This is a genomic window from Streptomyces sp. NPDC102437 (assembly GCF_044765565.1).
Lineage (GTDB): Bacteria > Actinomycetota > Actinomycetes > Streptomycetales > Streptomycetaceae > Streptomyces.
Genome location: NZ_JBIWKI010000007.1, coordinates 189,827 through 204,035, shown reverse-complemented (window position 1 = coordinate 204,035; position 14,209 = coordinate 189,827). Strand labels below are relative to the sequence as shown.

Below are 14,209 nucleotides of genomic sequence, written 5' to 3'. Positions count from 1 at the left end.
CCGACTGCGTCCAGGTCTTTCCCGGCCCACCGCCCGGGACCGGTTCGCCGCCGCGGTGTTGGAGCAGTAACAGCATGGGCGAGCGACGGCATCAGCCGCCGTTCCACGAAGGACGTCTGAGGCACCTCCTCACGCAAGTAGGCGGGGTGTTCCAGGCCAAGGTCGGGCCAGACCAGCCGGGCGCCACCGCTGGGTACGGCCACCTGCTCGTGGGCTCGGCGGACGGCCTGTGCGGCACGTAGACGAACTGGGCCGGTCCCGTAGACAGCGGCTGGTAGGGGGTCGTGCGCAGGGCGCGGGGGAGTTGGTCGCCCGCCACGGTCCAGCTCACTGTGCGATCACCATCGCCGGTGATCTTGCCGGCGAATACCGCCCGGCCATCCCTGTCGAGTTCGGTCACCGACGGTGCCGGTACACGTCCGTGGTGGCGAGCCAGTCGGTGAGATGGACGCGAAGGCTCTCGTGGACGTGTGCCGGCTGCGACGACCGTTTCCCCCTCGAAAGCTCGGAGAGCAACCGTAATGCCGCCGCGCCCAGGTTCGTAATGCCCTGGGCGGGGCTTCGGGCCGACCGTGCGGTCAACCGAACGCCGTAGCTGCTGGCCCCGACGGGCCGGATGAAACGGGGAGCCGTCGGGCACTCCGCCCAGACCGTCTTGCCGGGCCGGGGCGGTTGGTACGCCCCAGTCGGCGGCGAGCGCATCGACAAGGAGCGGTCTGTGGCATCCGCCCTCGTCCGGATCGGGAGCCGGTCGCGCCAGCCGGGTGGGGTGAATGTCGGTCGCCTCGATTCGGACGACGCCCAGACTCTCGCCCTGGTAAGGGGACGGGGCGAAGCCCCGCCCGGGGACGCGGCCGTGGAGAACGGCGTTCGCGGCGAGTTCGGCGACGACCAGGACGACCGTGTCGTGTGCCTCGGTGCCGTGCGGGTGGCCCCCACTCGGATAGCGGGTGCGCGGTGAGTAGCCGGGTGAGGCGCGCACCGCGCCCCCGAAACGCATCGAGAAATCCGAGAACCGAGCTGCCCGGTGTGGTGCGAGATACCGAGCCCCGAAGCGGGCGTCATCCGAACGTCAAGTTTCCTCGAAAGAACCCCTGAAAGCGCCGCCGAAGCGACCGCCTCCCTCAGGAAGTCGCAGGTCAGGCAAACTTCAAGGATCGACCCCTCCATTCGACCCGCTGCATGGAGGGAAACAGGTCGGTCGACCCGCCTGCGCCACAAAGCCGCAGCTCAAGCACCCTTCACGGCCGGCTCCAAAATCGCCACGCACTCCACGTGATGCGTCATCGAAAACACGTCACCGATAGTCGATGCGGGAGAAGCTGCAGGTCAAACGGGTCTCCTCGGCTCTGTACGCGGGCTGCCAGGGGCTCGGAGCGTCATTTGAGCGTCACGGCAGGTGCGCACGGATTTCAGCCTGCACCACCTGGCAGTCCGCCGCCTGCGGCCAGGGCCCGCCACAGCTGGGCCACATCGACCCGAGCCCCGGCTGGCGCATCGTAAAGCCCTCTGTGCCGCCAGCGGTGATCGCAAACAGCGACCGGACCGGTCATCACCGCAGCTCCTCAGGCGGTCACCATTTCGCTTCCGGCCTCGAGCCCCCACGCTCCTGCGGACCTTCCGCAAAGAGCCGAACCCGCACCGGGGTGAACCTGCCGATACGGCGACAGGGGGCCGCTGTCGAATCGGCCGACCGTCACCGACTCCCGTAGTCCTCGACCAGTCCGCCGGTCAAAGTGAGGAGCGCCGGCGGTAGTAGCGGTGCAACAGCCAGTCAGGTAGTAGGCGGAGCGCGATTCGTCGCATTCGAGGGTGGTCCGCAAACAGCCGGTCCTCCTGCTCGGCGTAGCCGGGGATCGGTTCGTCGGCGCTGACCGGCTCTCCTACCGGAAAGTACGGAAAGTACTGCGCGCCCCACTCGCGAAGTGTCGCTGCCGGCCCACCCATGAGTCCACCTTGCTCACCAGAATTTGTTCATGTCTCATCATTCATGACAGAGGAAAGGATCACGCCTCTCGCCAGAAGACTCACACCCTCCCCCGACAGTTGAACCAAGGCACTGTAGGGCGGATACAGGAGATCCGTAACCTTTCCATAACATCTGATCCAGTCGAGGCCCAGAATTACCGGGGCTCCTGTTGCGCCATCAGCCAAGCGAAGTCTGAACGGTCGGCCGGTTTGCACTACGCCGCCTACGCAGCGAGCAGCACACGTTGCAGTCCCAGCACTCCTCTCCTCCACCGAGTAGATCTGAAGTTCACCAGCAGCATTTTCATCCATGCTTATAAGCCTCCGTCAGGAATTGCCGTACCTGCTCGGGTGAGAGTTTTGGAATATCCCATTCCAAGGCATCACTGATACCTCCGTACGAATTTATTCGGGGCACATCGATTCCCATGTCCTTGAGGATGCTATGAGCGACGCTCGACGGGAGCTGGATGGTAGCTCTTCCGGCAATTTCCGAAGCGGGAAGTTGCACGGCGAATTCTGCCTCGGCACGTATGACTCCTGGCATGGTTTCAATTCCTTCAAGCGCGCTCCGGGGAATAATTTGCACTACGGATTCGCCGAATTGTTCCGAGTGCCTGGCGAACGCCGTCGCCACGCCGGGGTCCGTTGATGTGGGTGTGAAACCCGAGCTTTGAGCATTCTCGCCGGCATCAAATCCCTTCGACGTCCCTCGGAACAAGTGCTCCTCTTCAGGACAACCGCCCGGCGCCAGACCGAAGGGGTCCATCCATGTGCACGGATTAGGAACATACGCGACGGGGTTGGGTGCCGGAGCGAGGCCGAGTGGGTCCGGGGTGGCGTAGCGGCCGGTCTCCGGGTCGTAGTGCCGGAAAACGTTGTAGTGGAGGCCGGTTTCGGGGTCGTAGTACTGGCCGGGGAAGCGGAGGGGGGTGTATGTGCCGCTGTTGCGGGACCAGGCGGTGGTGCCCCCAGAGGGTGGCGCGGGAGCGCCAGGCGATGTGGCCGGTCTCGTCGATGAGTTCGGTGGGGGTGCCGATGAGGTCGGTGGCGATGGCGAAGAAGCGGCGGTCGATCTCTTCCTGGCCGTCGTCGGCCGTGAGGATGCGCTCGGTCTGGGCCAGGGGTGCGTGGCCGCGGTGCTCCCAGGTGAGGGCGACTGCGTTCGGGCTGTTGGGGTGGTGGGTGGTCTGTTCGCACAGGGTCAGGCCATCCCAGGTGAACCGGACCTCCTCGGCCACGCTTCCGTCGGCGGCGCGAAGGCGCTGTTTCGCGGTGCGGCGGCCGAGCGGGTCGTAGCGGTAGCGCCACCGTGTGCCGTCGGGGGTGGTGACGGAAGTGAGTCGGTTCTCCGTGTCCCACGTGTAGCGCCAGGTGTCGGGCTTGCGGGAGAGGCGGATCTTCTGGCGCAGGGTGACCCGGCCGAGGGCGTCGTGCTCGAAGCGGACGTTCCCGGCGCGGGTGAGCGGGGTGCCGGTGTAGGCGCGTGGTCCGGTGGCTTCGCTGCCGGGGTGGCCGGACGGCCAGGACGCCGAGGTCTGGTTGCCGGCGTCGTCGTAGGCGTAGCGCTCCGTCCAGTCCTTGGCATGGACGGCGGTGACGCGGCCCGCCGGGTCGAGGTCGAAGGTGCGGGTGCCCGAGAGCCGGTCGGCGACGCAGGTCAGGTTGCCGTCGGCGCGGTAGGAGCGCTCTCCACCTGCGGCGCCACGCGGCCATGCCGTTCATGAGGGAGCCGCGCACCGTGGCCGCTGGGGCCCGATGCCAGTCTGGACGGCGCCGCAGTGCTGGCATAAGCGGGAGTACCCACCGCTACGACCGCGCTTGTCGATGACAACCAACCGGTAGGCACCGGCCACGCAGTGCCGAACCTGCTTGGCGCCCCCAGCCTTGGCACCCCGGGGGCGCGGACGTGCCATCGGCATGGGTCCGGGGTCGCGGAGGGCCCGAGCGTTACGGGTGCAGATACGCACCGAACACGGCCCGGACGGGCCGCGCTCTCGGTTTCAAGGACTGTGGCTACGGGATGGCAGCACGTGCCGACGCCGGGGAAATGCAACGGGACGCCCGTACCGGCGCACTTGTCCCCGTGCCGTTGCTCCGGTCCGCACGGCCCCAGCCGGAGAGGTCCTCGAGGTCGAGGCTTCCGCTTCGAGCGTCATCCGAGCGTCAAGAATCTCCGAACAAGCCCCTGAGGCGTCGCCGCTGCAAGTGCCTTCCTCATGAATTCGCAGGTCAGACCGCCCAAAGGGTCAATCCGTCCGCTCGACTCGCTACACGGAGGGAAACAGGTCGAGCAACCCACCCGGACAACAAAACCGCAGGTCAGACACCCTTTGCCGCAGGCTCCAAGATGGCAACGCACTCAACATGCGAAGTCATCGGAAACAGATCGAACGCCCGCAGCGTCCGCACCCGGTACCCGCCCTCCCGGAAGTACGCCACGTCGCGCGCCAGCGCCGCCGGGTCGCAGGCGACGTAGGCGATGCGGCGGGCGCCCAGGCCCGTGAGGTGTTTGACGACCTGCTTGCCGGCCCCGGCGCGGGGCGGGTCGAGGACGATCAGGTCGCACTCGGTGATGCCGGTGCGCGGGAGGATCTGGTCGACCTTGCCGTGCTCGATGCGGACGCGGTCCAGGTCCTTCAGGTTGTGGCGGGCGTCCTCGACGGCGCGCTTGCCGGACTCGATGCCGAGGACGGCGCCCTTTTCGCCGATGCGCTGGCCGATGGCGCCGGGGAAATGCAACGGGACGCCCGTACCGGCGCACTTGTCCCCGTGCCGTTGCTCCGGTCCGCACGGCCCCAGCCGGAGAGGTCCTCGAGGTCGAGGCTTCCGCTTCGAGCGTCATCCGAGCGTCAAGAATCTCCGAACAAGCCCCTGAGGCGTCGCCGCTGCAAGTGCCTTCCTCATGAATTCGCAGGTCAGACCGCCCAAAGGGTCAATCCGTCCGCTCGACTCGCTACACGGAGGGAAACAGGTCGAGCAACCCACCCGGACAACAAAACCGCAGGTCAGACACCCTTTGCCGCAGGCTCCAAGATGGCAACGCACTCAACATGCGAAGTCATCGGAAACAGATCGAACGCCCGCAGCGTCCGCACCCGGTACCCGCCCTCCCGGAAGTACGCCACGTCGCGCGCCAGCGCCGCCGGGTCGCAGGCGACGTAGGCGATGCGGCGGGCGCCCAGGCCCGTGAGGTGTTTGACGACCTGCTTGCCGGCCCCGGCGCGGGGCGGGTCGAGGACGATCAGGTCGCACTCGGTGATGCCGGTGCGCGGGAGGATCTGGTCGACCTTGCCGTGCTCGATGCGGACGCGGTCCAGGTCCTTCAGGTTGTGGCGGGCGTCCTCGACGGCGCGCTTGCCGGACTCGATGCCGAGGACGGCGCCCTTTTCGCCGATGCGCTGGCCGATGGCGCCGGCGAACAGGCCGACGCCGCAGTAGAGGTCGAGGGCCATGTCGTTCTTGCGGGGCAGGAGGCCCTGCATGACGGCGCGGACCAGGGTGTTGGCGGCCTGCGGGTGGACCTGCCAGAAGCCGCCGGAGCCTACGCGGTAGGTGCGGTCGTCGGCGCGCTCGCGGACGAAGGCGCGGCCGTGCACGCGGTGGACGCCGCCGTCGCGCTCGTCGACGCGCATCACCGAGACGGGCTTGTCGAGCTCGACCAGAGGCAGCCGGCCGCCGGGGCTCGGGGTGAGGATGACCTGGCGGTCGTGGGAACCCGTGGCGGCGATGGCCTCCACCGTGGCCATGCCCGGCCAGTCGCGCTTCTCGATGCCGAGCTCCGTGACGCCGGGGGCCGCGATCAGGCAGCGCTCGACGGGCTCCACGTCGTGCGAGCGGTGCTTGCGCAGGCCGACCTTGCCGTCCTCGTCGATGGCGTACTGGACGCGGGTGCGCCAGGCGGGAACCTCGCCCGCCGGGAGTTTGTCGCCCTCGGCCGGCATGACCGTGCCGTCCCAGCCCGCCTCCTCGGGGGTGAGGCCCGCGAGGCGCTGGAGCTGTTCGGCGATCACTTCGCCCTTGAGGCGGCGCTGGGCGCCGGGCTTGGCGTGCTGCCAGTCGCAGCCGCCGCACTTGCCGGGGCCGGCGTACGGGCAGGGCGCCTCTACGCGGTCCTTGGACGCCTCGATGATCCGTACCGCGTCGGCGCGCAGGAAGCGGGAGTCGCTCTCGCCGTCCGTGACCCGGGCGATCACCTTCTCGCCGGGGAGCGTGTGCCGTACGAAGAGGACCCGGCCCTCCGAGGTGCGGGCGATGCAGTGGCCGCCGTGTGCGACGGGGCCGACCTCTACCTCGTACTCCTCCCCGACCAGCGACGACGTGGGTTCGTTCTGCATGAGGGGGTGGCTCCAGAGATCAAGGGGAAACGGCCGGACAACAACCTACGATTCTACGTGGGTGTCGTCCGGCCGTTTACCACGAGCGGGCGGGCAGGCACGTGGACGGGGGCGCTCAGGCCTTGCTGCTGGGTTCCTTGGGCCTGCGCTCCACCGGGCCGCGGCGCACCGAGCCAGGCGCGTTCCACTCGGCGCGCTTCCTGGCGCGCTTCTTGGCCGCCTCGGAGGACTCCAGCTGATACGGCACGGAGGTCACCATGACGCCCGGGGTGAACAGCAGCCGTCCCTTGAGGCGCAGGGCGCTCTGGTTGTGGAGGAGGTGCTCGTACCAGTGTCCGACCACGTACTCCGGGATGTACACGCTCACCACGTCGCGCGGGCTCTCCCGGCGCAGGCTCTTCACGTAGTCGATGACCGGCCGGGTGACCTCGCGGTACGGGGAGTCGAGGATTTTCAGCGGGATGTCGATGCCGCGCCGCTCCCAGTCGTCCTTGAGCGCCTTGGTCTCGGCCGGGTCGACGCTGATGGAGAGCGCCTCCAGCCGGTCGGAACGGATCAGCTTGGCGTAGGCGAGAGCACGCAGGGTGGGCCGATGAAGCTTGGAGACCAGGACGATCGAGTGGACCCTGGAGGGCCGGATCGTCTCGTCGGACGGGGTCTCGTCGGCGGCGATCTCCTCGGCGACCCGGTCGTAGTGCTTCCGGATCGCGGTCATCGTCGCGAAGAAGATGCACATGCCGAGCAGGGCGACCCAGGCACCGTGGGTGAACTTGGTGACCAGGACGACCACGAGGACGAGGCCGGTCAGGAAGGCACCGAAGGCGTTGATCGCGCGGGAGCGGATCATGTGACGGCGCTTGTCGGCGTCCTTCTCGGTGCGAAGGTGGCGGTTCCAGTGGCGGACCATGCCGGTCTGGCTGAGCGTGAAGGACACGAACACGCCGACGATGTAGAGCTGGATCAGCCGGGTCGAGTCGGCGCCGTAGATGACGACGAGCAGGGCGGCCGCGCCGGCGAGCAGCACGATGCCGTTGGAGAACGCGAGGCGGTCGCCGCGGGTGTGCAGTTGGCGCGGCAGGTAGCGGTCCTGGGCGAGGATCGAGCCGAGCACCGGGAAGCCGTTGTACGCCGTGTTCGCCGCGAGGAACAGCACCAGGGCGGTGGCCGCGGCGAGCACGATGAACAGGAAGCTGCCGTTGCCGAAGACGGCCTCGGCGACCTGCGTGATCACCGGGTCCTGTACATAGCCGGGGCCGACCGGCACGCCGCCTTTCAGCAGGTCCTGCCCCGGGTTCTCGGCCATCCGGACGTCGGTGACCAGGGCGAGGGCGATGATGCCGACGAGCATGGTGATGGCGAGCACGCCCATCATCGAGAGCGTCGTCGCCGCGTTCTTGGACTTGGGCTTACGGAAGGCCGGGACGCCGTTGGAGACCGCCTCGACGCCGGTGAGCGCGGCGCAGCCGGAGGAGAAGGCGCGCAGCAGCAGGAAGACAAGGGCGAAGCCCGCGAGGCCCTCCTGCTCCGCCTTGATGTGGAAGTCGGCGGTGGGCGCGCGCATGGTGTCGCCGAGCACGAGAGTGCGGAAGGCACCCCACGCGATCATGATGAAGACGCCCACCACGAACACGTAAGTCGGAATCGCGAAGAGCGACCCGGACTCCTTGACGCCGCGCAGGTTCATCAGCGTCAGCAGCAGGATCACCGCGACGGCGCACAGCACCTTGTGCTCGACCACGAACGGGATCGCCGAGCCCAGGTTCTCGATGCCGGAGGTGATGGAGACGGCGACGGTGAGGACGTAGTCCACGAGCAGCGCGCTGGCGACCGTCAGGCCGGCCTTGGGGCCGAGGTTGGTGGTGGCGACCTCGTAGTCGCCACCACCGCTGGGGTACGCGTGCACGTTCTGCCGGTACGACGCCACCACGGTGAACATCACCACCACGACCGCCAGGGCGATCCATGGGCTGAAGTGGTACGCCGACACGCCCGCGACAGACAGGACGAGCAGAACCTCGCCAGGCGCGTAGGCAACGGAGGACAGGGCGTCGGAGGCGAAGACGGGGAGGGCGATGCGCTTCGGCAGGAGCGTTTCTCCGAGCCGGTCACTGCGCAGTGCGCGCCCGATCAGGATCCGTTTGGGCACGTCGGTCAGTTTGGACACGCAGAGGATCGTAAGCGTTCCGTATGGAAGCCGCGGACCAACCACCCCCGTGGCCCCGCAATCTCCTGCGCTCGGACGAAAAAGCCACGAAATCCTTAACGAAATCCTTGCACTAAGCGTCCGCGAAAAGGGCGCTGTAACCATTCAATGCGGGCTGACCGCCGAGATGTGCGTAAAGGACGGTGGAATCCCGGGCAATCTCGCCGCGTCCCACGAGATCGATCGTTCCCGCCATCGACTTCCCCTCGTACACGGGGTCGGTGACCATGCCCTCGGTACGGGCGGCCAGCCGCATGGCGTCGAGGGTCGTGTCGTCGGGGATGCCGTAGGTACCCGCGTGGTAGCGCTCGTCGAGCTCGATGTCGTCCACGGTCAGTTCCCGGCGCACCCCGATGAGCCGTGCGGTGCCGGCCGCGATCCGGGCGATCTGCTCGCGGGTACGGGCGGGCTCGGCGGAGGCGTCGATGCCCAGTACGCGACGAGGGCGGGCGCCTGCCTCCTCCAGCGCGGCGAAGCCCGCTACCATGCCGGCCTGGGTGGAGCCGGTCACCGAGCAGACGACCACGGTGTCGAAGAACACACCGAGCGCGCGTTCCTGCTCGGCCACCTCGTACGCCCAGTTCGCGAAGCCGAGCCCGCCCAGCGGGTGGTCGGACGCGCCCGCGGGGATCGCGTACGGCCTGCCGCCGCCCTCCTCCACCTCGCGCAGCGCCTGCTCCCAGCTCTCCTTGACCCCGATGCCGAACCCGGCGCGCACCAGACGGACGTCGGCGCCCGCCAGGCGGCTGATCAGGATGTTGCCGACCTTGTCGTAGACGGCGTCGGGCCACTCGACCCAGCTCTCCTGGATGAGTACGCACTTGAGACCGGCGCGGGCGGCGACCGCCGCGACCTGGCGGGTGTGGTTGGACTGGACGCCGCCGATGGATACGAGGGTGTCGCAGCCCTTCGCGAGGGCGTCGGCGACGAGGTATTCGAGCTTGCGGGTCTTGTTGCCCCCGTAGGCGATGCCGGAGTTGCAGTCCTCCCGCTTGGCCCAGACCTCGGCGCCGCCGAGGTGCTCGGTGAGCCGGTCGAGCCGGTGCACGGGAGAGGGGCCGAAGAGGAGGGGGTAGCGGTCGTACGAAGAGATCGAGATCGACACTGGGGCTCCCTTGGTCGGGGTGAGGTGGGGTGGGTCCACTGGTCGGGGTGGGATGAGGCGGGATGGGTCCACTCGCGCTCGGAACCGCTTGGCCGGTGGGCGTCGCGCGGCGGGCTACTCGAGCGGTTCGTCGGCCAGCTCTTCGAGCGCCCGCCAGATCTCGGCGGTGATCCGGACCGCGGCCTCGGCGTCACGCGCCGCGCACGCCTCGATCAGCTGATCGTGCAGCTCCGCGGAGCCGTGCGCGGAGCCGGCCGTGCCGAACCGCCGCCATTCCAGGCGCCGGATCAAGGGCGTGTAGCGCTCGACGGTGGCGACCACGGCCCGGTTGCCGCAGGCGGCGACGAGGACGTCGTGGAGCCGGTCGTCGGCGCGGAGCGCCTCCGCCACGTCGCCTCGGCCGGCTGCCTTCCGGAACCGGTCGTTGGCCGCGCGCATCACGGTGACGTCCGCGTCCACGAGGTGGGGCACGGCGGTCCTGGCGGCCAGTTCCTGCATGGCTCGTACTACGGCCGCGGCATCCCGGACGTCACCCGGCACCAGCCGGGTCACCCGGGTGTAGCTCTGCGGCTTGGACTCGACCAGGCCCTCACCGGCGAGCCGGGACAGCGCGTCGCGGACCGGGGCGCGGGAGAGTCCGAGGCGTTCGGCGAGGTCGGCGTCGCGGACAGGGGCACCGGGTGGGATGTCACCGCGGACTATGGCGTCGCGGATCGCTTCGTAGGCGGTGTCCCGCAAAAGGGTCCGCCGGACGGGGCGCAGAGTCTCCATGAACTGACATGTTAGATGTCTGTTCGCTTCGTATTCAAGGGCCACCGCATGGGCCAAGGGGCGCATGGTCGGTTGGTCCGCGGTGCGTCAGTGGTTCGTCCGCGGCCTCGGCCGGCGGTCCTGGCCGTCCGTCGCTCGGGGCACGGCGAAAGCGCACTCGGATGAGGCTTCGCACTCCGGGACGCATAAGCTCATCCTGGGCAACGGGACATACCGTTGCCCCGTTGTTTGCCCGGCAAGCTGAGAAAGAAGTGTGAGCAGGGTGTTTTCGCAGGTCAGCCGGACGACCAGGACTGCGAGGTAGGCGCAAGGTGCACATCGTCATCATGGGCTGCGGGCGAGTAGGAGCCGCTCTCGCGCAGACCCTGGAGCAGCAGGGGCACACGGTCGCCGTCGTCGACCAGGACCCGACGGCGTTCCGTCGTCTCGGTTCCGGATTCGGCGGACGGCGCGTCACCGGTGTCGGCTTCGACCAGGACACCCTCCGCGAGGCGGGTATCGAGGAGGCCGGTGCGTTCGCCGCGGTGAGCAGCGGCGACAACTCGAACATCATCGCCGCCCGGGTGGCCCGCGAGATGTTCGGCATCGAGAATGTCGCGGCGCGGATCTACGACCCCCGGCGCGCCGAGGTCTACCAGCGTCTCGGCATCCCCACGGTCGCCACCGTGCGCTGGACCGCGGACCAGATGCTGCGGCGGCTCCTGCCCTCCGGCGCCGAGCCGCTGTGGCGGGATCCGAGCGGCGGTGTACAGCTCGCGGAGGTACACACCACCCCGTCCTGGATCGGTCACAAGATCAGCACTCTGCAGGAGGAGACGGGCGTCCGCGTGGCGTTCCTCACCCGGCTGGGCGAAGCCATACTGCCCACCTCGCAGACGGTGCTGCAGGAGGGCGACCTGGTCCACGTGATGATGCGTACGGACGAGATCGCGAAGGTCGAGGCGGCCTTCGCCGAGGGTCCTGAGGAGGGCGGTCACTGATGCGTGTCGCGATTGCCGGGGCAGGTGCGGTGGGCCGTTCCATCGCGGGCGAGCTGCTGGAGAACGGGCACGAGGTGCTGCTCGTCGACAAGGCGCCGACCGCCATCTCGGTGGAGCGGGTGCCGATGGCCGAGTGGCTGCTGGCGGACGCCTGCGAGATCACCTCGCTCGACGAGGCGGCGCTGCAGCGCTGCAACGTCGTGATCGCCGCGACCGGCGACGACAAGGTGAACCTGGTCGTCTCGCTGCTCGCCAAGACGGAGTACGGCGTGCCGAGGGTCGTCGCCCGGGTCAACAACCCGAAGAACGAGTGGCTGTTCAACGAGGCCTGGGGCGTCGATGTCGCGGTCTCGACGCCGCGCCTGATGTCGGCCCTGGTCGAGGAGGCGGTGAGCGTCGGCGATCTGGTCCGGCTGCTGCGCTTCAGTCACGGTGACGCCAACCTGGTCGAGCTGACTCTGCCCCCGGAGTCGGCGCTGGCCGGCACCCAGGTCGGTGAGGTGGCCTGGCCCGAGGACACCTCGCTGGTCACCATCATCCGCGGACAGCGGGTTCTGACGCCGAACACCGAGGAGACCCTGGAGGCGGGCGACGAGCTGCTGTTCGTGGCCGCACAGGCACGCGAGGAGCAGTTGGAGGATCTGCTGTCGGTGCGCCGGGGCGACTCGGACGACTGACCCGCGGGGCGTATATCAGGGCAGGGGTACGGGAGGGGCCCGGAACCGTGTGAAACGGTTCCGGGCCCCTCCTTGTACGTCTCGGAACTCCCGTACGTCTCAGAACTGCGGGCTGCGTCTCAGAGTTCCTGGTTGCGCGCCGCGGCTGCCGCTGCGGCCTCGGCCGCCTTGCGGTCCTTCTCCGCCTGCTCCTCGGCCTCCATCTCGGCGAACACATCGATGGGCGGCGGAGCCTTGGCGAGGAAGACCCAGGTCAGATAGACCGCGAGCAGGAACGGCGGGATCTTCAGGGCGACCAGGACCCAGCCGAACTGCGTGGTGTCGGCCCACCAGTACAGCGGGAAGAGGATCGCGCACTTGGCGAGCAGGATCAGGCCCCAGGCGTAGCTGGCCTTGGCGTACGCCTTCTTGCGGCCGGGGTTCCTGGTGCGCCAGGAGAGGTTCTCCTTGAACACCGGCCCCAGGATCAGACCGATCAGCGGCACCCCGGCGAGGGTGGTGATCAGGTAGGCGAGGGCCAGACCGAGCGTGTAGAGCATGCCCGGCAGATAGAAATCCTTGGCGTTGCCCGTCATCATCGCGAAGACCACACCGAAGGCCACACCGAAAACGCCGCTGAAGGCGTGCTTGACGGTGTCCTTCCGGATCAGCCGCACGGCGACGAGGACCAGGGACACCACCAGGGCCGCGATGGCCGAGCTGTGCAGATCCTTGTTGATCGTGAAGATGGTGACGAACAGCAGCCCGGGGAGGACCGTCTCCACCATTCCCCGGACACCGCCGAACGCCTCGAAGAGCGCGGCCTCGGTGACCGCCTTCGCTTCGGCATCCTGCTGGTCGGTGCGGGTGGTGCGGTCCGTGTCGGACGTCGGCTTGTCGAGGGACGTCACCGGCTACTCCTTGCCGAGCGGTCGGAGTTCGTATTTGGGGTTGAACAGCACCCGGCGCCCGTGACTCATGGCGATCCGGCCCGAGGCGATGAGCTTGCGGCCCGGTTCTATGCCCACGATGGAGCGCCGGCCCAGCCAGACAACGTCCAGCGGAGCGGTGCCGTCGAAGAGCTCGGCCTCCAGGGCGGGCACTCCGGCGCGCGGCCGCAGGGTGACGGTCCGCAAGGTACCAGTCACCTTCACGACCTGGCGGTCGGCGCATTCGGAGATCCGCGTGCAGCCCGAAGCCTGCGAGTCCTCCTGCAGCTCCTCGGACTCGAGGTCCTCCTGGGAGGTGGACAGCCGGTCGAGCATCCGCCGGAAGCGGCCGGACGGCTTCTCCGCCCTGCCGGACTTGTCGGATCGGGGAACAGCACTCATACCCGAAGGGTACCGGTCCCGGCTGCTCCGAGCGGGTGTCTCCGGTCTCACTCGAACGGGTGACCGGCACAGGTCCCGAAAGACGGTCCCGCCACTTGTGCAGGTCGCGGTGGGCGGGCCGGCCGACCGCCCGGCCCGCCCCTCCACGCCGCCGCTCGTTCAGCCGCGCTCGAACCGGTACCCCATGCCCGGTTCGGTGACGAAGTGCCGGGGGTGCGACGGGTCGGACTCCAGTTTGCGCCGCAGCTGGGCCATGTAGACCCGCAGGTAGTTGGTCTCGGTGCCGTACGAGGGCCCCCAGACCTCCTGGAGCAGCTGCTTCTGGCTGACGAGCCGGCCGCTGTTGCGGACCAGGACCTCCAGCAGGTGCCACTCGGTGGGGGTGAGCCGTACGTCGCGCCCCTCGCGGTGGACCTTCTTCGCCGCCAGGTCGACGGTGAACCCCTCGGTCTCGACGGTCACGATGTCGTCGGAGCCCTGCTGCCCGACGGGTTCGGCGCGGCGGACCGAGGCGCGCAGCCGGGCCAGCAGCTCGTCCATGCCGAACGGCTTGGTGACGTAGTCGTCCGCACCGGCGTCCAGCGCCTCCACCTTCTCGTCGGAGGTGTGGCGGGCGGACAGCACGAGGATCGGCACCCTGGTCCAGCCGCGCAGCCCCTTGATCACCTCGACGCCGTCCATGTCCGGCAGCCCGAGGTCGAGGACGACGACGTCGGGGTGGCGGGCGGCGGCGAGCTGGAGGGCGGTCGCACCGTCGGGCGCCGCGTCCACCTCGTACTTGCGCGCCTTCAGGTTGATCACGAGGGCGCGTACGATCTGCGGCTCGTCGTCGACCACAAGCACCCGGGTCATGGGGGC

The 14,209-nt window shown here is 68.7% G+C and carries 10 protein-coding genes and 2 pseudogenes; 3 read left to right on the top strand and 9 right to left on the bottom strand.

Annotated elements, in window-relative coordinates; translation table 11 throughout:
* Positions 1-718 precede the first annotated feature (718 nt).
* Entirely contained in the window at positions 719-961 is a 243-nt protein-coding gene (locus ACIRJP_RS11845) for a hypothetical protein (RefSeq protein WP_404171517.1), read from the top strand.
* Positions 962-2,272: 1,311 nt separating this feature from the next.
* Here ACIRJP_RS11845 and ACIRJP_RS11840 read toward each other — a convergent pair.
* From ACIRJP_RS11840 to ACIRJP_RS11815, 6 genes and pseudogenes are all read right to left on the bottom strand, one after another.
* Positions 2,273-3,653 (bottom strand): annotated as a pseudogene (locus ACIRJP_RS11840) (RHS repeat domain-containing protein); the annotation flags it as partial.
* A gap of 637 nt (positions 3,654-4,290) precedes the next feature.
* A pseudogene (locus ACIRJP_RS11835) lies at positions 4,291-4,704 on the bottom strand (RNA methyltransferase); the annotation flags it as partial.
* A gap of 272 nt (positions 4,705-4,976) precedes the next feature.
* The gene (locus tag ACIRJP_RS11830) at positions 4,977-6,305 is read right to left on the bottom strand and encodes a class I SAM-dependent RNA methyltransferase (RefSeq protein ID WP_404171514.1); all 1,329 of its coding nucleotides are present in this window, start codon (positions 6,303-6,305) and stop codon (positions 4,977-4,979) included.
* A 115-nt stretch (positions 6,306-6,420) separates the two neighbouring features.
* Positions 6,421-8,469 (bottom strand): APC family permease, encoded by a 2,049-nt coding sequence (locus tag ACIRJP_RS11825; RefSeq protein WP_404171511.1) that lies wholly within the window; start codon positions 8,467-8,469, stop codon positions 6,421-6,423.
* 112 nt (positions 8,470-8,581) lie between these two features.
* Positions 8,582-9,607: a 1-aminocyclopropane-1-carboxylate deaminase gene (locus tag ACIRJP_RS11820; protein WP_404171721.1), complete on the bottom strand. Its 1,026-nt coding sequence runs from the start codon at positions 9,605-9,607 to the stop codon at positions 8,582-8,584.
* A gap of 120 nt (positions 9,608-9,727) precedes the next feature.
* Positions 9,728-10,384, bottom strand: a complete 657-nt coding sequence (locus ACIRJP_RS11815) for a GntR family transcriptional regulator (protein WP_404171508.1) — start codon at positions 10,382-10,384, stop codon at positions 9,728-9,730.
* A 311-nt stretch (positions 10,385-10,695) separates the two neighbouring features.
* Here ACIRJP_RS11815 and ACIRJP_RS11810 point away from each other — a divergent pair, with 311 nt between their 5' ends.
* Together ACIRJP_RS11810 and ACIRJP_RS11805 are read left to right on the top strand one after the other, a co-directional pair.
* A complete protein-coding gene (locus tag ACIRJP_RS11810) occupies positions 10,696-11,364 on the top strand; it encodes a TrkA family potassium uptake protein (RefSeq protein WP_124721011.1) in 669 nt (222 codons plus the stop codon).
* Positions 11,364-12,041: a TrkA family potassium uptake protein gene (locus ACIRJP_RS11805; RefSeq protein ID WP_266729246.1), complete on the top strand. Its 678-nt coding sequence runs from the start codon at positions 11,364-11,366 to the stop codon at positions 12,039-12,041. The genes ACIRJP_RS11810 and ACIRJP_RS11805 overlap by 1 nt, the downstream gene beginning before the upstream one ends.
* Before the next feature lie 119 nt (positions 12,042-12,160).
* On the opposite strand, the gene ACIRJP_RS11800 is transcribed toward ACIRJP_RS11805, so the two are convergent.
* The 3 genes from ACIRJP_RS11800 to ACIRJP_RS11790 all read right to left on the bottom strand — a co-directional run bounded on the left by ACIRJP_RS11800 (position 12,161) and on the right by ACIRJP_RS11790 (position 14,203).
* Entirely contained in the window at positions 12,161-12,931 is a 771-nt protein-coding gene (locus ACIRJP_RS11800; RefSeq protein WP_266729247.1) for a DUF3159 domain-containing protein, read from the bottom strand.
* A gap of 3 nt (positions 12,932-12,934) precedes the next feature.
* Positions 12,935-13,351: an OB-fold nucleic acid binding domain-containing protein gene (locus ACIRJP_RS11795; RefSeq protein WP_404171504.1), complete on the bottom strand. Its 417-nt coding sequence runs from the start codon at positions 13,349-13,351 to the stop codon at positions 12,935-12,937.
* 159 nt (positions 13,352-13,510) lie between these two features.
* Positions 13,511-14,203 (bottom strand): response regulator, encoded by a 693-nt coding sequence (locus ACIRJP_RS11790; RefSeq protein WP_404171501.1) that lies wholly within the window; start codon positions 14,201-14,203, stop codon positions 13,511-13,513.
* Positions 14,204-14,209: the final 6 nt, after the last annotated feature.